The sequence below is a fragment of the Haloarchaeobius pelagicus genome (genome assembly GCF_051207375.1).
Lineage (GTDB): Archaea > Halobacteriota > Halobacteria > Halobacteriales > Natrialbaceae > Haloarchaeobius.
In genome coordinates this window covers 862,917-884,313 of sequence record NZ_JBPJZD010000002.1, presented here as the reverse complement: position 1 = coordinate 884,313, position 21,397 = coordinate 862,917, and the positions used below count along the sequence as shown (strand labels likewise).

Annotated in this window: 24 protein-coding genes; 13 read left to right on the top strand and 11 right to left on the bottom strand. The window is 67.5% G+C overall.

The window, feature by feature from the left end:
- Positions 1-23: 23 nt before the first annotated feature.
- The gene (locus ACSC1S_RS17010; RefSeq protein ID WP_435365332.1) at positions 24-488 is read right to left on the bottom strand and encodes a histidine kinase; all 465 of its coding nucleotides are present in this window, start codon (positions 486-488) and stop codon (positions 24-26) included.
- A gap of 190 nt (positions 489-678) precedes the next feature.
- Here ACSC1S_RS17010 and ACSC1S_RS17005 point away from each other — a divergent pair, with 190 nt between their 5' ends.
- The 5 genes from ACSC1S_RS17005 to thrC all read left to right on the top strand — a co-directional run bounded on the left by ACSC1S_RS17005 (position 679) and on the right by thrC (position 3,295).
- Positions 679-927, top strand: a complete 249-nt coding sequence (locus ACSC1S_RS17005) for a DUF8001 family protein (protein ID WP_435365331.1) — start codon at positions 679-681, stop codon at positions 925-927.
- 31 nt (positions 928-958) lie between these two features.
- Positions 959-1,345: a helix-turn-helix domain-containing protein gene (locus tag ACSC1S_RS17000; RefSeq protein ID WP_435365330.1), complete on the top strand. Its 387-nt coding sequence runs from the start codon at positions 959-961 to the stop codon at positions 1,343-1,345.
- Between the two features lie 81 nt (positions 1,346-1,426).
- Positions 1,427-1,645 (top strand): type II toxin-antitoxin system HicB family antitoxin, encoded by a 219-nt coding sequence (locus ACSC1S_RS16995; RefSeq protein ID WP_435365329.1) that lies wholly within the window; start codon positions 1,427-1,429, stop codon positions 1,643-1,645.
- A 106-nt stretch (positions 1,646-1,751) separates the two neighbouring features.
- Positions 1,752-1,964 carry a type II toxin-antitoxin system HicA family toxin gene (locus ACSC1S_RS16990; RefSeq protein ID WP_435365328.1) on the top strand — a complete coding sequence of 71 codons (213 nt, stop codon included), beginning with the start codon at positions 1,752-1,754 and terminating at the stop codon, positions 1,962-1,964.
- A 71-nt stretch (positions 1,965-2,035) separates the two neighbouring features.
- Complete coding sequence (gene thrC, locus ACSC1S_RS16985; protein WP_435365327.1) at positions 2,036-3,295, top strand: threonine synthase; 1,260 nt, start codon at positions 2,036-2,038, stop codon at positions 3,293-3,295.
- Here thrC and ACSC1S_RS16980 read toward each other — a convergent pair whose 3' ends face one another.
- A complete protein-coding gene (locus ACSC1S_RS16980; protein ID WP_435365326.1) occupies positions 3,296-5,137 on the bottom strand; it encodes a PAS domain-containing sensor histidine kinase in 1,842 nt (613 codons plus the stop codon). It abuts the gene before it with no gap.
- Between the two features lie 142 nt (positions 5,138-5,279).
- Here ACSC1S_RS16980 and ACSC1S_RS16975 point away from each other — a divergent pair, with 142 nt between their 5' ends.
- A complete protein-coding gene (locus tag ACSC1S_RS16975) occupies positions 5,280-5,537 on the top strand; it encodes a hypothetical protein (protein ID WP_435365325.1) in 258 nt (85 codons plus the stop codon).
- 50 nt (positions 5,538-5,587) lie between these two features.
- Here the strand turns inward: ACSC1S_RS16975 and serA are convergent, their stop codons facing one another.
- Entirely contained in the window at positions 5,588-7,174 is a 1,587-nt protein-coding gene (gene serA / locus ACSC1S_RS16970) for a phosphoglycerate dehydrogenase (protein ID WP_435365324.1), read from the bottom strand.
- A gap of 93 nt (positions 7,175-7,267) precedes the next feature.
- Positions 7,268-8,401 (bottom strand): PrsW family intramembrane metalloprotease, encoded by a 1,134-nt coding sequence (locus ACSC1S_RS16965; protein ID WP_435365323.1) that lies wholly within the window; start codon positions 8,399-8,401, stop codon positions 7,268-7,270.
- 148 nt (positions 8,402-8,549) lie between these two features.
- On the opposite strand from ACSC1S_RS16965, the gene ACSC1S_RS16960 reads away from it, so the two are divergent.
- Entirely contained in the window at positions 8,550-9,194 is a 645-nt protein-coding gene (locus ACSC1S_RS16960; protein ID WP_435365322.1) for a DUF7504 family protein, read from the top strand.
- 60 nt (positions 9,195-9,254) lie between these two features.
- Entirely contained in the window at positions 9,255-9,890 is a 636-nt protein-coding gene (serB, locus tag ACSC1S_RS16955; RefSeq protein WP_435365531.1) for a phosphoserine phosphatase SerB, read from the top strand.
- 18 nt (positions 9,891-9,908) lie between these two features.
- Here serB and metX read toward each other — a convergent pair whose 3' ends face one another.
- Together metX and ACSC1S_RS16945 are read right to left on the bottom strand one after the other, a co-directional pair.
- Positions 9,909-11,114 carry a homoserine O-acetyltransferase MetX gene (metX, locus tag ACSC1S_RS16950; protein WP_435365321.1) on the bottom strand — a complete coding sequence of 402 codons (1,206 nt, stop codon included), beginning with the start codon at positions 11,112-11,114 and terminating at the stop codon, positions 9,909-9,911.
- On the bottom strand, positions 11,111-12,397 hold the full coding sequence (locus ACSC1S_RS16945) for an O-acetylhomoserine aminocarboxypropyltransferase/cysteine synthase family protein (protein WP_435365320.1): 1,287 nt from the start codon (positions 12,395-12,397) through the stop codon (positions 11,111-11,113). Before ACSC1S_RS16945 ends, metX begins: the two co-directional genes overlap by 4 nt.
- Positions 12,398-12,764: 367 nt before the next feature.
- On the opposite strand from ACSC1S_RS16945, the gene ACSC1S_RS16940 reads away from it, so the two are divergent.
- Complete coding sequence (locus ACSC1S_RS16940) at positions 12,765-13,202, top strand: SRPBCC family protein (RefSeq protein WP_435365319.1); 438 nt, start codon at positions 12,765-12,767, stop codon at positions 13,200-13,202.
- Between the two features lies 1 nt (position 13,203).
- On the opposite strand, the gene ACSC1S_RS16935 is transcribed toward ACSC1S_RS16940, so the two are convergent.
- The gene (locus ACSC1S_RS16935) at positions 13,204-14,655 is read right to left on the bottom strand and encodes an aldehyde dehydrogenase family protein (RefSeq protein ID WP_435365318.1); all 1,452 of its coding nucleotides are present in this window, start codon (positions 14,653-14,655) and stop codon (positions 13,204-13,206) included.
- A gap of 38 nt (positions 14,656-14,693) precedes the next feature.
- Here ACSC1S_RS16935 and ACSC1S_RS16930 point away from each other — a divergent pair, with 38 nt between their 5' ends.
- The 4 genes from ACSC1S_RS16930 to ACSC1S_RS16915 all read left to right on the top strand — a co-directional run bounded on the left by ACSC1S_RS16930 (position 14,694) and on the right by ACSC1S_RS16915 (position 18,010).
- Positions 14,694-14,900, top strand: coding sequence for a hypothetical protein (locus ACSC1S_RS16930; RefSeq protein ID WP_435365317.1), 207 nt, complete (start codon positions 14,694-14,696; stop codon positions 14,898-14,900).
- Between the two features lie 68 nt (positions 14,901-14,968).
- On the top strand, positions 14,969-15,520 hold the full coding sequence (locus ACSC1S_RS16925; protein ID WP_435365316.1) for a hypothetical protein: 552 nt from the start codon (positions 14,969-14,971) through the stop codon (positions 15,518-15,520).
- 52 nt (positions 15,521-15,572) lie between these two features.
- Positions 15,573-17,660, top strand: a complete 2,088-nt coding sequence (ligA, locus tag ACSC1S_RS16920; RefSeq protein WP_435365315.1) for an NAD-dependent DNA ligase LigA — start codon at positions 15,573-15,575, stop codon at positions 17,658-17,660.
- A gap of 62 nt (positions 17,661-17,722) precedes the next feature.
- Positions 17,723-18,010: a hypothetical protein gene (locus tag ACSC1S_RS16915; RefSeq protein ID WP_435365314.1), complete on the top strand. Its 288-nt coding sequence runs from the start codon at positions 17,723-17,725 to the stop codon at positions 18,008-18,010.
- A 58-nt stretch (positions 18,011-18,068) separates the two neighbouring features.
- Here the strand turns inward: ACSC1S_RS16915 and ACSC1S_RS16910 are convergent, their stop codons facing one another.
- The 4 genes from ACSC1S_RS16910 to ACSC1S_RS16895 all read right to left on the bottom strand — a co-directional run bounded on the left by ACSC1S_RS16910 (position 18,069) and on the right by ACSC1S_RS16895 (position 21,360).
- Positions 18,069-19,370 (bottom strand): hypothetical protein, encoded by a 1,302-nt coding sequence (locus tag ACSC1S_RS16910; protein WP_435365313.1) that lies wholly within the window; start codon positions 19,368-19,370, stop codon positions 18,069-18,071.
- 51 nt (positions 19,371-19,421) lie between these two features.
- Complete coding sequence (locus ACSC1S_RS16905; RefSeq protein WP_435365312.1) at positions 19,422-19,562, bottom strand: hypothetical protein; 141 nt, start codon at positions 19,560-19,562, stop codon at positions 19,422-19,424.
- A gap of 311 nt (positions 19,563-19,873) precedes the next feature.
- On the bottom strand, positions 19,874-20,644 hold the full coding sequence (locus ACSC1S_RS16900; protein WP_435365311.1) for an SDR family oxidoreductase: 771 nt from the start codon (positions 20,642-20,644) through the stop codon (positions 19,874-19,876).
- A gap of 38 nt (positions 20,645-20,682) precedes the next feature.
- Positions 20,683-21,360 (bottom strand): helix-turn-helix domain-containing protein, encoded by a 678-nt coding sequence (locus ACSC1S_RS16895; protein WP_435365310.1) that lies wholly within the window; start codon positions 21,358-21,360, stop codon positions 20,683-20,685.
- Positions 21,361-21,397: the final 37 nt, after the last annotated feature.

Genomic DNA, 21,397 nt, shown 5'->3' with positions numbered 1-21,397 from the left:
CGTGTCGTGGGATTACCAGCAGCTCACTGCGGCTGCGAACCGGTCTCCGTTTCGGTGGTCCCGGTCGTGTAGGTGACGAGCGGGAACGTCGCACCGACGACGCCGCCGAAGGCGAGGTGGCCGATGAGGCTCGTCATGCTGATGTTCGGGACCGACGGTGCGCCGGCGAACCCGACGGCCGACAGCCAGACCGGCATGACGACCACGGCGAGTACCAGCCACAGCACCGCCCCGTAGGCGAGGCCGGCCAGCGTACTGCGCTGCATCGTCGACATGAGCGACGGCAGGTAGTGGACCGCGGCGGCGAAGCCGACACCAAGGACGGCCGCGATCGACATGTGGATGAACCACCCGATGAGGCCGCCGGAGAGCCCGAACAGCGCCGGGATGCCGTTCTCGATGACGCCCGGCGTCTGGAGGGTCATGAGGATGCCGAACACGGCACCGCCGAGCAGCCCCGCGACGACACCCCCTTGCCATTCCTTCATCTTCTCGGTCGTTTCGATTGTCGTGGGAGTTGTGGTTTCCGGTGCCATAGTAGTAGATAGGCACCGGATACGGGAATCACTGGTGCTTGTTGGCACGGCCCATGCACTCCCCAGGTGAGCATGAGGTTACCGTGACAGGTCGCGTCGAAAGAATCAGGTAGAGCGCCGTCGGAGTACGACTCGAACACCGATGCCGGAGCCACTGCGCGCACGCGCCGGAGAACTCACCGCAGACGAGATACTGGACGCGATGAAGGATGGGCGACGTGTCCTCATCACGACGGAGATGCTGGGAGTCGAACACGAGGTCACCCTGCGCCACGACGGCCGGATCTTCTACTGCGACACGCCCACGACCCTGCACAAACACGAGTCCGAGGACGAGATGCGGCTGTGTATCGAGAAGCAGGGATACATCGATATCGACCGCGGGGAGTAGCCTTTAGGCGATTCACCTCCTTTCTCACGCCATGGCAGATGCGACGCCGGACGACCTCGGCGACCTCATGGAACAGCCCAATCCGGGCTTCCGCGAGGTCATGAGCTGTGTCTTCGGCATCCACCAGCACGAGACCCGGACGTACCTCTCACTCATCGACCAGCCGGGCAGCACCGTCGAGGAACTCGCCACGCAACTCGAACGCGACCGCAGCAACGTCAACCGGTCGCTGTCGACGCTGCTGGAGCGGGGGCTGGCGACGCGAGAACGTCGCCTGCTCGATTCGGGTGGGTACGTCTACCAGTACACCGCAGAACCCCTGCCCGAGGCCAAGGAGAGGCTCCACACCGCGCTCGACCAGTGGGTCGAGAACGTCCACGAGGTCATCGAGGACTTCGACGGCGAGTTGGTGGAGTGAAGCGTCCTGAAGGTGCACTAGCTATCCGCTCTACTTCTGGCGTAAGTCATATGTCGGCAGTCAGTCCTAGTACCGACTGAGATGGTCGATGCCAAGGACGTCTCCGGCGACGGCGACAACATCACGATTACCGTCGGTGACAACCATATCGTCGCGACGGACGAGAGGACTGGCATCGCCAGCCAGGGCAAGACGAAGCCAGAGGCACTTGCGAACCTTGCGGAAGCACTCGAACTCTACGAACAGCCTGTCGCTGACGAGGATGATGCGTCCGAATCTGCCGACGCACCCTGGTTCTGAACAGGCAGCCTTGCAGAATCAAGTAGAGATAGAAGGGTGTCTTTTTAAACGATAAACGCAACGCCCAACAATAGTGACAAGAGGGACGTATTCCGGAAAAGAAATCGTGAAAGCCCTCCAAAAGTGGCGCTTCCGGCGTGTCGGGCAGACCGGGATCCACGTCAAACTCCGGTATATCCATCCCAAGACCGACGAGAAGCGAACGGTCATCGTCCCGATGCACGACGAACTCGATACCGGGACGCTCCAGAGTATCGCGAAACAGGCCGGCGCTGACGACTTTCAGGCGTTCCTCGACGCAATCGACGAACTAGTATGAGAATAAAAACGACACGGCAGCGTTTCGCGGAAACCTGCGTCTTTTTGCCCGCGTAGCGCAATCCGCCGATAATGAGTTCTCTCTCGCTGACCGCGGAGGCACCCGACGCCCCCGCCGACGCCGAGGACGGCGTCTGGCTCGAATGCATCGAGTGCGGCGACACCTACGCACCGTTCGACGAGATTCGATACACCTGTGACTGCGACGCGCTGCTCGAAGTCCGCTACGCGGACCTCCCCACCTGGGACGAGTTCGAGGGCCGCGGCGTCTGGCGGTACTCGGCCGCGCTCCCCTTCGAGGTCGGTGTCACGCTCCCCGAGGGTGATACCCCACTCCACCGGGTGCCCCGGCTGGAGGAGGACCTCGGCGTCGAGAGCCTCCGAATCAAGCACGAGGGGATGAACCCCACCGGCTCGTTCAAGGACCGCGGCATGACCATGGGCGTGCGCGTCGCGCAGGAGCTCGGCGTCGACCGCCTCGCCTGCGCCTCGACCGGGAACACCTCGGCCGCGCTCGCCGCCTACGGGGCGCGTGCCGACCTCGAGACGCTCGTCCTCCTCCCTGCTGGAAAAGTCGCCGCCGGGAAGGTCGCCCAGGCCTCCCTCCACGGTGCGCGCATCCTCGAAGTGGACGGGAACTTCGACACCTGCCTCGACATCGTCCAGGACCTCGCGTCGCGCGGCGAGGCGTACCTGCTGAACTCGCTCAACCCCTTCCGGCTGGAGGGTCAGAAGACCATCGGGCTGGAGATTCTCGAAGCGCACAGGGAGGACTATGGCGAGTACCCGGACCGCATCGTCCTCCCCGTCGGCAACGCGGGCAACACCTCGGCGCTGTACAAGTGCTTCCGCGAACTCGTGCAGGCGGGGGCCATCGAGCCCGAGGACGTCCCGAAGCTCACCGGCGTGCAGGCCGAGGGCGCGGCCCCGATGGTCGAGGCCATCGAGAACGGTGCCGAGGAGACCCGCCGCTGGGACGAGGTCGAGACCATCGCGACCGCCATCCGCATCGGGAACCCCGTGAACGCGCCGAAGGCCCTGCCGGGCATCCGCGAGACCGGGGGCACCGCCGTCGCCGTCAGCGACGAGGAGATCACCGCGGCACAGCGCGACCTCGCGGGCGAGGGTGTGGGCGTCGAACCCGCCTCCGCCGCGAGCGTCGCCGGCCTGCGAAAGCTCCGCGACCAGGGCGACGTCGACGACGACGAGCGCGTCGTCTGCCTGACGACCGGTCACCTGCTCAAGGACCCCGACGCGGCCGCCGAGGCCGGGGCCGACCCCGAACCGGTCCCGGGCGACACCGCGGGCGTGCTGGAGCACCTCGGCGAGTAATCAGATACCGACCCACAGCCGCATTCCGCCCGACTCGGTTTCTCCGACGGCCACCGACCAGCCGTGGGCTTCCGCGATAGACCGGACGATGTAGAGCCCGAGGCCGGTGCCGTCCTCGCTGTTGGTGTACCCCTGTTCGAGGACGGCCTCGCGCTCGTCTGCCGGAATCCCGCAGCCGTCGTCGTCGACCCGGAACCCGTCGCTCGTCTCGGCGACCGTCACCGTCTCGGCCCCGCCGTGTTCGACCGCGTTCCGGAACAGGTTCCCGAGGAGTTCGGCGAGCCGGTCGCGGTCGGCGTCGACCGTCCCCGTTTCTGGGACCACAAGCCGCGCCGCACCCGTTTCGGCGGTCGCCCACGCCTCCCGGGCGACCGCGTCGAGCCGGACTGACTCCGTCTCGTCGACGACCGTCCCCTTCCGGGCCAGCGTGAGCAGTTCCGTCGTCATCGACTCCATCTCGTCGAGGGCGTCGGCCACGTCCACCAGCCGGTCGGTGTCGCCCGTCTCCATGGCGACCTCGGTGTACCCCTTCGCGACCGACAGCGGGTTCCGCAGGTCGTGGCTGACGATGCTCGCGAACTCCTCTAGGTGCTCGTTCTGGCGTGCCAGGTCGGCCTCGCGCCGCCGGAGCAGTGCCTCGCGCTGCGCCCGCGCCAGCGCCCCCTCGACGTTCGCCGCGAGAACCTGCGCGAGGTCCAGACTGAACGCCGTGAACGACCCGCTCTCGAGCGAGACGCCGAGCGCGCCGTGCTCGCCGAGCGGGATGGTGACCGCGACCACGTCGGTCGCCTGGTCGGTCCCGACGATGGTCTCGTCGGCCCGCGTGCTGGCCGCGCTCCCGTCGGCCCGCACGAACTGTCGCTCCCCCGTCTGGAACGCCCGCTCGAACGGGTCGGTCGCCCCCGTGAAGTGCGCCGGCAGCGAGCGCGCCGAGTCGACGAGTTCGAGGTCGCCACCGTCGTCAGCCAGCGCGAGTCGGAAGTCCGGGAAGTCCTCGACGTCCCGGGACGCGTCGTCGATGACACGGGCGATCTCGGTCGGACTCGTCGCCGCCATCAGGTCCGGGGTTACCGTATGCAGCGCGCGGATGAGCTGTTCCTGGCGCATCCGTTCGGTTATCTCGCGGGTGGTCCCGAGGGTACCGACCACCGCGCCGGACTCGTCGTGTCGGGGTGCCTTCGTCGTGCTCACCCAGTGGACCTGGTCGTCCTCGCCGACGTAGTGTTCGACCTTGTTCACGATGGGCTCGCCCGTCCGCATGATGCGCTGTTCGTCCTCGTACAGCCCCCGGGCGACGTCCTCGCGCTCGATGAGGTCGAAGTCGGAGAGTCCCACCATGTCGGCCGGGTCGAGCCCGTACGCCGATGCCGCCGACGCACTGACCCGGACGAACCGTGAGGACTCGTCCTTGAAGAATATCTGGTCGGGCAGGTCAGAGAGGAGCGACCGCAGGAGTTCGCTGTCCGCCCGTCGGACCGAGTGGTCGAGGACGGCCCGCACACGGTTCGCGAGCTGGGTCTCGACACCAGGGCCGTCACGGACGACCGCCGCGATTCGCTGGTCCCTCGCAGTCACCGACCCCGGCGACTCGGGGAACAGTGGGGATGGGTCGCCGTCCGGTGGAACCACCGCGACGACCGCTCCGGCGACCGCGTCGGCGGTCGACCGCGCATCCGCTGCCGGCGGGTCGTGCGGGCAGACGACCACGTCGGCCGGGGACGTGGCGTCGGCTGCCGCCTCGACGCCCACCTTCCGGACCCGCAGGTCGGCCGGAACTGCCGGGAGTGCATCTGCCCGGTCACACCACCAGACCGTCGCGTCGAAGCGCTCGGAAGAGACCATCTCGAGGGGGAATCTGCCTGTAATTCCACAGCGTCATACATATGTGTGCTGCCCGTTCCCAGGGGCGAGAACGCGCCCGTCTGACGCCCGTCCGTCGCCGGTCTGCCACCGTTTCTTGTACCCGTGGTACTTGGTCACATACGTGTCACAGCACGCCACCCCAGCTCCCAGTGGCGCGGACCTAGCCGAACAGTCGCCAACCGGAGACGACCACGACGCCGCCGCCCTCAGGGCCCGAATCGACGAACTCGAACGCGACCTCGCCGCCCGCGAGTCGCAGGTACAGGCACTCAGACAGCGGTACGAGACGATTCTGGACGGACACGACGAGACCGACGACCGACCCACCCCGGCAGCCGGACCGGGCGTGCTCGCGCGTCTCCGGTCGCTGCTCGCCTGAGCCTCGGCTGGTCGGCGGTCGAAAACGAATCGAACGAGAACAGTGGTCCCTTACTCGCCGCCGTTCAGGACGATCTGGCGCACCTCGATGATGCGGTCGTCGTCGTGGAGCGCCTGAATCGCGTCTTCAGGAACCTCGCTGTCGACGTTGTAGACGGTGAGTGCCTCCCCGCCGATGGTCTCGCGGGCGTTGAACATCCCGGCGATGTTGACGCCGTAGTCGCCCATGACGCTGCCGATGAGGCCGATGACGCCGGGCTCGTCGGCGTTGCGTGCGACGACCATGCGGCCGTGCGGGATGGCGTCGACGCGGTAGCCGTCGACGCGGACGATACGCGGGTCGTCACCCGCGAACAGGGTTCCACACACCGAGACCTCCTCGTCGCCGTCGGAGACCTTCACCGTGATGAGGCTCTGGAAGTCCTCGGCGGAGCGGGTCTTGGACTCGGTGACCTCGACGCCGCGCTCCTCCGCGATGCGCGGGGCGTTGACCGCGTTGACCTGCCACTCCAGGGGCTGGAAGACGCCCTTGAGCGCGCTGGCGGTGACGAAGTCGACGTCCTCGTCGGCGATCTCACCCTGGTAGACCACAGAGATGTTCTCGATGCGGTCGTCGAGCAGCTGGGCGGCGACCTTGCCGGCGGTCTCGGCGAGTTCGACGTACGGCTTGAGACGCGGGAACGCCGTCTCGTCGATGGACGGGGCGTTGAGCGCGTTCATGACGGGCTCTCCCGCAAAGGCGGCGACGACCTGTTCGGCGGTCGAGACGGCCACGTTCTCCTGGGCGGCCTCGGTGGACGCGCCGAGGTGGGGCGTGACGACGACGTCGTCGATGTCGAGCAGCGGGTTGTCCTCGGGGACCGGCTCCTCCGCGAACACGTCGACCGCGGCCCCGGCGAGGGTACCTTCGTCGACGGCGCGGGCGAGCGCGTCCTCGTCGACGACGCCACCGCGGGCGCAGTTGACGACGTAGCCGCCGTCGAGCTTCGCGAGTTCGTCGTCGGAGATCATGTTCTCCGTCTCGTCCGTGAGCGGGACGTGGACGGTGAGGAAGTCGGCGCGCTCGAGACACTCGTCGAGGTCGACGAGTTCGGCACCGAGCTGTTCGGCGCGCTCCTCGGAGATGTACGGGTCGAACGCGACGAGGTCCATTCCTAAACTATGGAACTTCTTGGCGACCTCCTGGCCGACGCGGCCGAGGCCCACGACGCCGAGGGTCTTGCCGTTGACCTCGGTGCCGAGGTAGTCGCCCTTGGCCCACTCGCCGTCCTTCAGGCGGATGTGCGCCTGCGGGATGGAGCGCGCGGCGGCGAACGCCATCGCGACCGTGTGCTCGGACGCGGCGCGGACGTTGCCCTCGGGCGCGTTCGCCACGATGACGCCGTGGTCGGTCGCGGCCTCGATGTCGATGTTGTCCACACCGATGCCGGCGCGCCCCACGATGACGAGGTCCTCCGCGGCCTCGAACACCTCGCGGGAGACGTCCGTCCCGGAGCGGACGATGAGCCCGTTGGCGTCGGCCACTGCTTCGAGGAGGGCGTCGCCCTCCACGTCGTACGCTGTCTCGACCTCGTGGCCCGCATCGCTGAGCACGGCCAGGCCGGCGTCCGCGATGGGGTCGGTCACGAGTACCTTCATGCGCGTGGCAACCACCTCGGCAGTGTTAACGCTTCCTGTAACGGTTGAATTTCGTAGAATGAGAGGTTGTGTCACGATAGATGTGAACAGTTCTCAGTGGGGCGGGGCGTCGTCCTCGGGGACCGACCCGCTCCCGGCGACCGCATCCAGCGTCCGGTCGGTCGGGGCACCCGGTGGGGCGGCGCTCGGCGGGACACCCGGCGGCGACCCCCCACGCTCGGCCGCGGCCTCGTAGGCGTCCCGGTACCGCGATAGTTTCCGATACAGCACGTACCCGAACGCCCCGTCGTAGGTGAGCACCAGCAGCGACCAGCCCACGTCCCCCAAGCCGAGTAAGTCCGGCAACGCCTCGGCGACGACAACGTTGAACGTCGCGTGGACGAGGATGACGACCAGCAGGCCCTTCACCACGATAGCGCCGGCGTGTTCGCGGTTGAACCGGGCGAGCCCCAGGTAGTAGCCCGCGAAGGCGCTGTAGAGGACGTGGCCCGGCGCGCTGAACAGCCGGGTGGCAGCCACGTCGCCCAGCACGAAACGTAGCGGGGCGTAGGGCTGTCGCGACAGGACGACCATCGCCTCCTGGAAGATGTAGCTGAAGTTCTCGACGGTCGCGAACGCCAGGCCCGCGACCGCCCCGTACACCGCCCCGTCGACGACCCGCGAGAACTGGCGGTCGTCGGCGTAGGCGTACAGCCGAACCGCCAGCAGTTTCGCGACCTCCTCGGCCGGCGCGACGACCAGGAACGCGTACAGCACGACGCCCAGCAACGGCAGGGTCTCGACGCCCCGGAACGTCGTGTTCCAGGTCCCCGCCAGGATGGTGAGCGGGAGCGCAAGCGCGAAGGTGACCACCAGCGGCTGCAGCGGCAGCTGCGGGCTGGCGAACGCGTACCAGAGATAGGCCGTGATGGCGAACGCGAGCAGGACCGACAGCAGCGTGTAGCGCCCGAGACCGGGCACCAGCCAGAGCACGAGCAGGGCCGCCACGACGGAGAATGCCGCGAGCAGGAAGAGGATGCCGAGGAACAGCACCTTCCAGTACCCGCCGGCGATTCGCTCTGCACCGAGTGCGAACCGGTCGAACGCCGTGCGTGGCTCCCAGGTGGACACCTCGTACAGGTCGCGCTCGCCGTCGAGCGCCCGCGTCGGTTCCCGGCCGGCCCGTGCGTCGTGGGCCGACCAGTGGACGATTCGATGAAGCTGTCGGGTGAGTCGTCGGATAGCCATGTTCCCCCCGTCCGGTCGCAGCCGTCTGCGACCGCGGACACTGCCGACAGATAGGGCATCGGCGCCGATAACGACTCGCAGTGCTCACGCCGCCGAGGGGATCGACGTAGGTGCGGGTTTGAAATGCCACCTGCACGAACACGTGGCAGTGAGTCGAAGCGCCGACCTGTCGCTTTCCGCCGAGTCGCTCTCGCCCGGGACGAACCTGCTCGTCGCTGGCCCCGCGATGACGAGCAAGCGACAGCTGATGTACGAGCTACTCAGCCGTGACGACGACGTGGCCAACGCGACCGCCATCGTCACGACCCGCAAGGCCGCAGAGACCATCGAGCGCGAGTACCGGGACGTCGACCCCGACGTGGCCCAGCTCGGACTGGTCGACTGCGTGAGCCGCCAGCGCGGGTTCGACGGGACGCAGGACTCGACCGACCGCCGTTACGTGACCAACGCCGGTGACCTGACCGGCATCGGCATCCGGGCGAGCGAGTTCCTGCGCCGGTTCCACGAGGACGAGTCCGTCGACACCGCGGGTGTCGGCCTGCACACCTCCTCGACGGTCCTCATGTACACCGAACTCCGGCGCGTGTTCCAGTTCTTCCACGTCATGACCGGCCGCGTCGAGTCCGCGGGGTACACCGGCGTCTTCATCCTCGACACGCCGACGGCCGACAACGCACTCGACGTGCTGAAGCAGGTGTTCGACGGGCTGGTCGAGGTCAGAGACGGCGAGGACGGCCGCCAGCTCCGGGTCCGGGGCGTCGACGCCGGTCCCCGGCACTGGACCTCGTTCTGAGCGTCGCGAAACGTCGCCGGGACCGAGGTTTTCATGCACCCCCGCGACACACTGGCGCACATGACACTCGTCGCGTTCGACTTCGACGGCACCCTCTCGGACTCGGAGATGACGGTCCTGCTCGGCAACCGCATGGGCGTCGCCGACCAGATGACCGAGATCACCCAGCGGGCGATGAACGACGAGATCGGTTATGCGGAGAGCCTGCGCCAGCGCGCGGGCCTGCTGGCCGACCTCGCGGACGAGGAGGCACAGGCCGCCTTCGACGAGGTGGAACTGCGCGAGGGCGCGGCCGACCTCATCCGCGAACTGAACGACCACGACGTCGTCGTCGCCATCTTCACCGGCGGCTTCCAGCGCGGCGTGAAGGCCGCCCTCGAGCGCGAGGGCGTCAGCGTGGACGCCATCGTCTCGAACCGCCTGCCGGTCGAGGACGGCGTCCTCACGGGCGGGGTCGAGGGGCCGCTCATCGAGGGGACCAAGGACACCGCGCTGCGGAACTACGCCGCCGAGATGGAGGTCCCCATCGAGGATACCGTCGCCGTCGGTGACGGCGCGAACGACCTGCCGATGCTCGAGGTCGCGGGGCTGGCGGTCGGCTTCGAACCCAAGCCCGCCGTCGCCCCGTCGTGTGACGAGACGGTGAAGACGATGGCGGAGCTGCAGGAGCTGCTTTCGGAGAAAGGCGTCTTCTGACAGAAAGACCGACTCGTTCTACGAGAACAGGCTGGTGTGCACCGGCGCGTGCACGTCACCCTCGTCGTCTGATTCCACGGTATCGGTGACCGACTTCCCGTCGACGCCCTCGTCGAGGAAGTCCGCGAGCGGCGGGCCGACCTTGCCGGGTTCGACGAGGAAGGCGTCGTGGCCGTGGTCGGATTCGACGACGTGGTGGGCACACCGGACACCGACCTCGCGGGCCGACTCCGCGAGTGCCTCGGCCTGCCCGGTCGTGAAGTGCCAGTCGCCGGTAAACGAGAGCGTGAGCAGTTCGCCCTCGAACGCGCCGAGCGCCGTGGAATCGGACTCGTACCCCGCGGACATGTCGTAGTCGTCCATGGCGCGGGTCAGGTAGAGGTAGCTGTTGGCGTCGAAGCGCTCGACGAAGTTCTCGGCGTTGTAGTCGAGGTAGGACTCCACGTCGCGGTACGGGAAGAACGCGCCTGCCGGGTCGGGGGCCTCGCGGGACTGCCCGCGGCCGGCGGCGCGGCGGCCGAACTTCTGCTCCATGGAGGCCTTCGAGAGGTACATGACGTGGCCGATGCGGCGGGCCTGTTCGAGGCCGTGGTCCGGGTTCGGCTGGTCATCGCCGTAGTAGTGGCCGCCGTTCCAGTTCGGGTCGGCCGTGATGGCGCGCTGGGCGATGGTGTCGAGCGCGAGGCACTGCGCGTCGATCCGGGGCGCGGTCGCGACCGCGGCAACGCGATGCACGTCGTCGGGATACCGGACCGCCCAGTCGAGGGCGTTCATTCCCCCGACCGAGCCGCCGACGACCGCGAGCAGGCGACCGACCCCTAAATCGTCGAGCAGGCGGCGCTGGGCGCGGGTCCAGTCGCCGACCGTGACCGGCGGGAAGTCGGTCCCGTAGGGTTCACCGTCGGGGCCCTCGCTGGCCGGGCCGGAGGAGCCGTAGCACGACCCCGGAACGTTCGCGCAGACGACGTAGTACTCGGTGGTGTCGATGGCCTTGCCCGGCCCGACCACGTCCGCCCACCAGGCGCGAGCCTGGCCGGCGGTTCCCTCGTCGGCACCCGGACGGCGGGCGACGTGCTGGCTGCCGGTGAGGGCGTGACAGACCAGGACGGCGTTCGAGCCGTCGAACTCGCCGTAGGTCTCGTAGGCGATCTCCAGGTCCTCGATGGACTCGCCGCACTGGAAGGTGAACTCGCCCAGCGAGGTCGTGTCCTGTTCGTTGCTCATGCTCCCTCCGTCGCCGCGTCGATGGCCGCCTCGACGTCGCGCAGGATGTCAACCGGGTCCTCGATGCCGACCGAGAACCGCAGCATGTCGGGTCTGACACCGGCGGCGAGCTGTTCCTCCTCGGAGAGCTGTGCGTGGGTGGTGCTGGCGGGGTGAATGACGAGGGACTTCGCATCGCCGATATTCGCGAGGAACGAGGTTATCTCGACGTTCTCGCAGAAGCGTTTCCCCGCTTCAAACCCGTCCTCGAGGCCGAAGGCGATCATCCCGCCGTAGCCAGAGAGGTACTCGCTGGCGTTGCCGTAGGTCGGGTGCTCCTCCAGACCGGGGTAGGTGACCCACGCCACGTCCTCGTGGTCGGCGAGGTGCTCGGCCAGGATGGTGGCGTTCTCGCAGTGGCGCTGCATCCGCAGGCCCAGCGTCTCCAGGCCCTGCAGGGTCTGCCAGGCGTCGAACGGCGACTGCTGGTTGCCGAGGGTCCGCACGGAGCGATAGCGGACCGCGGCGGCGAGCGGGGCGTCGAAATCGGAGAAGTCGATACCGTGGTAGGCCGGGTTCTCGCCACCGATTTCGGGGTAGTCGTGGGCGTTCCAGTCGAAGGTGCCGCCGTCGATGACGACGCCGCCGACGGTCGTCCCCGAGCCGTGGAGCCACTTCGTCGTGGACTCCCAGACCACGTCCGCGCCGTGCTCGACGGGGTGACAGAGTGCGGGTGTGGCGAACGTGTTGTCGACGACGAGGGGCGCGCCGGCCTCGTGGGCGATGTCGGCGACGGCCTCGAAGTCGGGGGTCACGAGTGAGGGATTCCCGATGCTCTCGAGGTGGACGTAGGCGGTGTTCTCGTCGACCGCCTCACGGAAGGCGTCGAGGTCGAGCGTGTCGACGAAGCGCGCCTCGATGCCACGACGAGAGGCCGCCTTGGAGAGGTAGGAGGTGGTGCCGCCGTAGGTGTCGGTCGAGCAGACGACGTTGTCACCGACCTCCGCGAGCACGAACGTGATGGCGTCGAGGGCGGCCATCCCGCTGGCGGTGGCGACCGCGCCGGGGGCGTCGTGGAGCGCGGCCAGGCGGTCTTCGAGCGTCTCGACGGTCGGGTTGGAGATGCGCGAGTAGATGAAGTCCTCCCGGTCGAGCGCGTAGCGGGCCGCGGCGTCGTCAGCGTCGGGGAACACGTACGACGTGGTCTGGTACAGTGGCGGGGCTCGGGCCCCTGTGTCCGAATCTGGCTCTTGCCCCGCGTGGACTGCGCGGGTGTCGAAGCGAGAATCCTCGTCCTTGCTCATGTACGTGGTGCATATTTCTCCATGCTCGTATAACCCACAGTTACGGCAATATTGGATGGGACCGACGGCCGTGGCTCGGTGAGTGATGGAAGCGCGAAAAGGTGAGATAGATGTGGTAGCTCGGTGGGTTCGCAGCGCGACACCGGGCAGGGCCCCAGTATCGCTGGGTTCGGTGGGGCGACGGTGACAGTTCGGGGTGGGTGTGAGCACCGAACGGGTCGTCGCGGCCCAGGTAGGAAACGGCCCGCCAGGGACAAAGAGTGTCAGGCCGATTCTCAGTCCCTTGGAACGGGAGGACCGTGTTCCCCAACATGTACGTTTCACGCCCGTGCGGTATCGTCATCACCCTCGGGCCCGTCTCTCGGGCATGAACAAAGTCGAGACGGCGATCGACATCGATGCGCCAGCCGACGTCGTCTGGACGGTGCTGACAGATTTCGAGCAGTACTCGGAGTGGAACCCGTACATGACAGACGCACGCGGCACCGCCAGCGAGGGGAGTCGCATCGAGGTTCGACTGGCCGCCCAGGGCGGCCGGACCATCCGACTCGAACCGGAACTCACCGCAGTCGAGGAGCACGACCGGCTGGAATGGACCGCGGAGTACCTCGCCCCCATGCTGTTCCGCGAGCGTCACACCATCGAGCTGGACCCGAATGACGACGCAGAGACCCGCGTCGTCCAGCGCGTCTCGTTCACCGGTATCTCGGCCGACCAGATGTTCACCGAGGCGTCGATTCGTGACGGGATAGAGGCGATGAACCGGGCGCTGAAGGAACGGACCGAGTCGCTGGTCGTGCTCTAGCTCAGCCGAGGTTGACGTTCACGTTCTTGACCTGCGTGTACTCGCGGATGGCCTCTTCTCCCTGTTCGCGGCCGTTGCCGGACTGCTTGTAGCCGCCGAAGGGCGTCTGCGGGAACGTGACCGGGTACTCGTTGATGGAGACCATCCCGTAGTCCAGGTTCTCCGCGAGGCGGTGCCCGCGGGTGATGTCGTTCGTCCAGATGCCGGCCATCAGGCCGAACGGCGAGTCGTTGGCGATTTCGAGTGCCTCCTCCTCGCTCTCGACCTCGATGACCGAGAGGACCGGCCCGAATATCTCCTCGCGGGCGACGGCCATGTCGTTCGTGACGTCGGTGAGGACCGTCGGCTCGAAGAAGTAGCCGTCCTCCTTGTCAGCGGGGCGACCGCCGCCGGTGGCGATGGTCGCACCCTGTGCTTTCGCCTCGTTCACGTACTCGGCGACCGTCTCGAACTGGTCGGCGGACACGAGCGGGCCCATCCGGCCGTCGTCGTCGATGCCGGAGCCCAGCGGCGTGGACTCGGCCATCTCGACCACCCGGTCGACCACCTCGTCGTGGACGTCCTCGTGGACGACCAGGCGCGAGCCGGCCCAGCACATCTGTCCGCAGTTCATGAAGATGCCGTTGCGGACGCCGCCGGCCGCGTCGTCGAGGTCGGCGTCGGGGAAGACGAGCTGTGGACCCTTCCCACCGAGTTCGAGCGTGACTCCGGTGACGTTCTCGGCGGCGGACTCCATGACCCGCTTGCCGATCTCGGTCGAGCCCGTGAACGCGACGTGTTCGACGCCCTCGTGGGTCGTCAGGGCGTCGCCCGCCTCGCTACCCTCGCCAGGCAGGACGTTCATCACGCCATCGGGCAGGCCGGCCTCCTCGGCGGCCTTCGCGTAGTACAGCGCCGACAGCGGCGTCTGGCTGGAGGGCTTCAGGATGCAGGTGTTCCCGCAGGCCAGCGCCGGGGCGAGCGAGCGCCCCGCGAGCTGGAACGGGTAGTTCCACGGCGAGACGTGGGCGGTGACCCCGAGGGGTTCGCGGCGGGTGTAGTTCAGGCGCGGGCCGTCGACGGGGACCGTCGAGCCGGTCACCTTGTCGGTCCAGCCGGCGTAGTACCGGAACGTCTTGACGACCATCCCCACGTCGATAGCGGCCTCGAACGGCGTCTTCCCGTTGTCGTGGGACTCGACGAGGACGATCTCGTCTTTCATCTCCTCGATGGCGTCGGCCATCGCGTCGAGCTTCCGGCCGCGCTCGCCCGGACCCATGCGCCGCCACTCGGAGTCGCGCGAAGCGGCGCGCTCTGCAGCGTCTACGGCGCGGTCGACGTCCTCGCGGCCGGCGCAGGCCACCTCCGCGTACTGCTCCTCCGTGGCCGGGTCGAACGTCTCGATGGTCTCGCCGGACGCGGCGTCGGTCCACTCGCCGTCGATGTACAGCTGTGTCGGGCCGTCGTAGGACATATATGGAGGTTCGAACGCAAGTCAATTAGGTTTACTGGATGGCAAGTAATGGCACGGTAGTAACCAGTTCCGATTACCCCGTGCCGGGCGTCCGGCGCACAGCCTCAGCCCGGAACACCGAAGCCCTCGTGGTCGGCGTCATCGCCGGGCTGGTCGGCGGGCTCACCGCACTGGTGTTCCTGGAACTCTTCCTCGCCGGGGTGTGGGTCCCCTTGCTGGTCGCGGGCTGGTTGCTGCGACGGTAGCACGCCCGTAGAGGGGTGCGAGACTCCCCTTCACGCTCAAGACCCTGGCACACGAACTGTCAGTAACTATGGCGGGGGGACCACACGTGACTGCGGACTACCGGTGCTCGGAGTGTGGCGGCCGTGTCGGGACGACGAGTCGCCACTGCATGCACTGCGAGGTCGACTTCGGCCCGCGCGACGACGCCGAGCGCCTGAAAGCCGCGCTGACCCGGGACGAGGCGTCACACTCACCTGGCGACGAACGGCTCGGAACCGAACTCGGGACCAGTGCGGTCGGCGTCCTCGCCGGCCTGGTCCTCGGGCCCGCCGCGTTCCTCGCGACCATCACGCTCGGCTGGGTCGCGCTGCCCGTCGGGTTCGTGGCGTGGGTCGTCGGGACCTTCCTCCTCGCCCGCGAGGACTCCCTGCGGGACGCGGTCGGTCTCGCCCTGCAGCTGCTGGCGCTCCCGGTCCTGTTCTTCCCGGTGAGTCTCGCGCTCCCGACGCTCCCCGAGCAGCTACTCTCGGGGTCGTTCGACAGCGCGATCGACAACGTCCTCGGGGCCGGCGTCGCGGCGCTGTTCTTCGCCGTGGTGTGGGTGCCACTGCTGGTGCTGGGGCGGTGGCTGCACCGCTGACGGTCGGGACGAGAAGGGTCATTTACATTCGACCAAAGCGAAGGCGAGACCAATGAACGAGGCCGAACTCGCGGACAATCCCTACGTTTCGGACCCACCGACAGACTTCGAGCCGGTTTCCGCGGTCGACGAAGAGACGGCGCGCGAGCAGGCCGCCCAGCTTCGCGCGGCGCTTCGTTACCACGACCAGCGCTACTACGTCCAGGCGGACCCCGTGATTCCGGACCGCGTCTACGACGTGCTGTTCTCGCGCCTGCAGGAACTCGAGGACGAATTCGACCTCCAGACCGAGGACTCCCCGACTCGACGGGTCGGCGGCGAACCGGTCGACCGCTTCGAGACGGTCGAGCACGTCGCACCGATGCTCTCCATCGATTCGTCGGGGGAGGAACAGGACGTCCGCGAGTTCGACCAGCGGGTTCGCCGGGCCGTCGGCGACGTGTCCTACGTCTGCGAGCCGAAGTTCGACGGGGTCTCCCTCGAGGTCATCTACGAGGACGGGACGCTCACCCGGGCCGCGACCCGCGGCGACGGCTACGAGGGCGACGACGTGACGAGAAACGCGAGAACCATCGGCGCGCTCCCCCAGCGCCTGCGCGGGGACTACCCCGACTATCTGGCGGTCCGGGGCGAGGTGTACATGCCGAAGGAAGCGTTTCAAGAATACAACAAGGAGCGCGTCGAGCGCGGCGACGACCCCTTCGCGAACCCCCGGAACGCGACCGCGGGCACCATCCGCCAGCAGGACCCGAGCGTGGTCGCGGAACGCCCCCTCTCCATCTTCTTCTTCGACGTGCTGGACGCCTCCGACGGGTGGGGGACCCACTCCGAGGCGCTGGCGGCGTTCCCCGAGATGGGCCTGCCCCTGAACGACCGGGTCGAGACCGACTGCGACGTCGAGGACGCCATCGCCTACCGTGACCGGCTGCTGGCGGAGCGCGACGACCTCGACTACGAGATAGACGGTGTGGTCATCAAGGTCGACGACGTGGCCAAACAGGACGAACTGGGTGCGACCGCCCGGGCCTCCCGGTGGGCCTACGCCTACAAGTTCCCCGCCCGGACCGAGGTTACGACGCTGGCGAACATCGCGGTGCAGGTCGGCCGGACCGGGCGCATCACCCCGGTCGCCCTGCTCGAACCGGTCGACGTGGGCGGGGTGACGGTCTCGCGGGCCAGCCTGCACAACCCGAGCGAGATCGAGGAGATGAACCTGAACGTCGGCGACGAGATCCGCCTCGAACGCGCCGGCGACGTGATTCCCTACGTCGCCGAAGTCGTCGAGAAACACAGCGAGGGCCACTTCGAACTGCCCGAGACCTGCCCCGTCTGTGACAGCGCAATCGAGCGCGACGGGCCGATGGCGTTCTGCTCGGGCGGCCTCGGCTGTGCCGCGCAGCTGAAACGCTCCGTGGAGCACTACGGGAGCGACACCGGCCTCGACATCGAGGGACTCGGCGCGGAGACCGTCGAGCAGTTCGCCGAAGCGGGGCTGGTCACCGACGGCATCGCGGACCTCTATCGACTCACCCAGGCGGACCTCGTCGAACTCGAGGGCTGGGGCGAGCGCAGCGCCGAGAAGCTGCTGGCGGAGATAGAGCAGACGAAGGCACCCGAATTGCCGGACTTCCTCGCCGCACTGGGCATCCAGAAGGTCGGTCCCGAGACCGCCCGCGCCCTCGCCGGCGAGTTCGAGACGTTCGAGGCCCTGCGCGAGGCCGCCGAAGCCGGCGACGAGGCGCGTCTTCGGGGTATCGAGGACATCGGCCCCATCGTCGCCGAGACCATCGTCGACTTCTTCCAGAGCGAGGCGAACGAGCGTGTCCTCGACGACCTGCACGCGGCAGGTGTCGATCCACAGCCCTACGAGGTCGCGGGAGCCGACGAACTCGACGGCCTGACGTTCGTGTTCACGGGGTCGCTCTCGGAATCCAGGAGCAAATTCCAGGACCTCGTCGAGCGCCACGGCGGGAGCGCCACCTCCTCGGTGTCTGGCAACACCGACTACCTCGTCATCGGCGACAATCCCGGCCAGTCCAAGCGCGACGACGCCGACGCGAACGACGTGCCGACCATCGACGAGGACGGGTTCAGGGCGGTGCTGGAAGCCCACGGCGTGACGGCGTGGGTCGACGAGTAGTTTATAAATGATCTAACCAGCGAGGGTCATTCTCAGGCCGGTAGCCCTCCTGCTCTGGGGTAATGGCACCAACCGAACCACACACGAACTGGACCGCGGCACATATCCCCGACCAGACGGGCCGCACGGTCATCGTCACCGGCACGACCGCGACGAACGTCGACGGCGGCCACTACTTCGGCCCAGGCGGGTTCATGGAGATGCGCGGCCCACCGACCCGCGTCACGTCGAACGCGAAGTCGTACGACCACGAAACGGCGCGCCGGCTCTGGGCGGTCTCGGGGGCGGTCTCGGAGGAGCTGACGGGCGTCACGTTCGAGTTCGAGGAGACGGAGACGGTAGTCGCCTGACCTCTGACCAGCGTCGTCGACCGTCTGTCCGGTTTCGGTCTGTACCGGTCACCCCGTGCTACTCCTGTCCGGCACGCTCGTGCACGGCATTCGTCTCCTCCCGTCGTTCGGTGGCGCGCCGAAGTCGGTCCGCGACGCGCTCGGGATTCTCGACGTACGCGAGGGTCTGGCGGTAGAACCCGTACGGTGACTGTTCGACGTCCAGGTCGGTGCGGTCGAGCGTGACCATCGCCACATCAGTGCCCGGCGGTGCCGTCCAGAGCCCTCGTTCGACCGAGACGGCTCGAACCGCGTCCAGCGGCGCGCGCCACTGGACAGCATCGAGCCGCGTGTCGTACGCCACCAGCTCCTCGTCGGAGAGTCGGTACTCCATCGCCCCGAACGCGAGTGCGAAGTGGACGACACCCGCGAGGCCGAAGGCGAGCGCCGCCACAACGAACGCGACCGTGACGCCGGCGACGAGCGACGGGACCGGGTCGAATCCGCCCGCGCCAGCGGCCAGAAAGCACCCGAGAGCGAGCGTGAGCAGGGCCATGACCCTGGCAGCGACGTTGAGGACGTTCCACTCCAGTCTCGGGAGGAGGCCGTCGATCACGCCCCCGATTCGAACCGCACGCGGGTCGGCCCGGAACCGGCCGGTCGGGCCCCCCGTGGGTTCGGACAGTTCGAACGGGGTCGCTCCGTCACCTGACGACTCACCACGTGCCCCGTAGGCGACTCGCCCGACGACGAGCACGAACGCGAGCGCGGCGAAGCCGGTCGCCGGGTCGACGTCAGGACTCCCGTGAACGGTGTCGACGGCGACGACCGGGAGCGCCAACAGGACCGACGCCACCCACCCCGTGAACGGCACGGCACGGGTCGCTGGTCGGCGGACCGGGCCGAGGAAGCACCGGAACCGCCAGCCGTGTTTCACCACGATGGTGAGCCCACCGAGGACGAGCAACCCGCTCGTGGGCCACGCGCCAACGGCGAACTGCGGGTCGAGCACCGTCGCAGTCAGTGCGACGGCGAGCGTACTCAGTGAGACCGCGAAGACGCCCACCGCGCCCGGTTTGAGGTTGTGGACCGCGATGGGTGGCAGGAACGAGACCGGGCTGAACGTGCCGAGCTTCGGGACGAGGAACCGGAACGGGTTCGGGTCGCCGTTCCGGCTGATCGCCGGCGGGTCGGTCGGGGAGTACGCCTCGCGTGGTGCCGCGACGACGGTCTCCGCGACCTGTCGGAGCGTCCCGACGACCACGTCGGCCCAGTACAGCAGCAGGACGACGTACAACGGGAACGGGTGGAGGGCGACGGTGGCGAGTGCGACGACGTCGACACTGAAACCCGCGGCGCGTCGGAACATGTCAGGTTTCATCTCGGGTGTGGGTAGTGGTGAACGAAAGGATTTCGTTAGGATGCCCTCGGTTCAGCAGGGGTCGATCTCGGAGATGAGGTCCCCGTCACACAGCTCGTTCTGTACGTCGCTGTAGCCGAAGTACTGCGAGCCGAACTGGATGAGTATCTCCATGGCGATGGTGCATACCACCGCAGCTGGCAGCGCGGACATTTCGACAACTCGACCAGTTCGGCCACCATAATGACATTTGTGGAACATATACGAACGGTCGACACCTCGCCGAGCGACTCGAGGGTAACTGAGTGGTGGCGCGACCTGGCGAAATGCCATCGCGGCCGACAGCAAGCGATACGCCGTTCTCGAGAACGGGGGAGTTCTCGCACTAGACGGTGTGACTGACGGATATTCGACCGAAAATACGGCTCGAACGAGCGTACCGAGGGTAGCGCTACCCACAAATGCTCCTCCGCCGTATACGCCTGCCCGGTCGCCCGGGACTACTCCTGCCCAGTCGCCCGGTGCTACTCCTGTCCGGTCGGCATGACCATCAGCTCGGCCACGTTCACGTGTTCTGGCTGCGTCGTCGCGTACACGATGGAGCGGGCGATGTCGTCGGGCGCGAGCGTCGGCATCTCCATCTCCGCGAGCTGTTCCAGCATCTGTTCGTCGGTGATGTGAGTGGGCAGTTCCGTCTCGACCGCGCCCGGTTCGATGATGGTCGTCCGGATGTTCTCGGTCGTGACCTCCTGCCGGACGGCCTCCGTGAAGGCGTTGACGCCGAACTTCGTCGCGTTGTACCCGCTCACGTTGGCCCGGGCGCGGCGGCCCGCGACGGAGGAGACGTTCACGACGTGGCCCGTCCCCTGCTCCTGCATGGTCGGCAACACGGCGTGGGTGAGGTTCATCAGCCCGAGGAGGTTGACCTCGACCATCTGGCGGAGGTTCGAGCGCTCGGCGCGTTCGAGCGGTTCGAGGAGCATCACACCCGCGTTGTTGACCAGGATGTCGATACGCCCGAACTCGTCGGTGGTCGTCTCGACGAGGTCGTCGATGTCGTCCTCCTCGGTCACGTCGGTCTGGACGACGAGCGCGTCGCCGCCGTCAGATTCGATACGGTCCGCGAGGGTCTCCAGTTCGTCGAGGCGGCGGGCCGCGAGAACGACCGTCGCGCCCGCCGCAGCAAGTGCCTCGGCGGTCGCCTCACCGATTCCGGAGGACGCACCGGTCACGATTGCCACGTCGTCGTCGAGTGAGCGCTGGGCCAGTCCTGTCGAAGTTGTCTCGTCTGACATCACGTATCGCTACCGGCGTCGGACGGGAGAGTCATCTGCTAGGCAGTAAGCGTCTTTAAGTGGTGCTTCGGGCCGAGCGTCTGGCTCAGCAACTGGTGTTCGGCCCGGCGGAGGAGGTCCGACGCCGACGCCGCCGCGATGCCGAGTTCGTCGGCGAGTTCCTGCGTCGACATCCGCCGCGGCGAGTCGTAGTACCCGCCAGCGAACGCGAGCGACACCGCTCTGTACTGTCTGTCGGTGAGGCCGAACCGGGCCCGTTCCTCGGGGTTCTCGGGGTCCGTGGCGATGTTCAGCAGTTCGAGCGAGAGGTCGGACATGGCACACCAGTCCTGGAACGTGGTGAACGAGTCGAAGTCCGAGAACACCTTCCGTTCGACCACGCCCTCGCCGGTGATGGTCGCCTCCAGCATGACGCCCGCGAATTCGGCCGGGTCGTGCGCGTCGAACAGCGACGGGTCGGCGTCGACGAACACCTGGTAGAACCAGCCCTCCGCTGTCCGGCCGATCTCCGTCCAGTCGTCGATCTCGGGTTGCCGGTGCAGTCCCGACTGGAACGTCTCGTGTGAGGTCTCGTCCACGCTGACCATGAACAGGTACGTGTCGTCTTCCATCGGGATGGCGTTCGAGAGCGATATCTCGCCGTTCGGCAGCGAGCCTGCGAGGCGGACCAGGGGGAGGTCCTGCGACCGGAGGAGTATCTCTGCGACGATTGCCATGGTGGGAACTCGGCGTCGGGCTACATAGTCCTCGTCG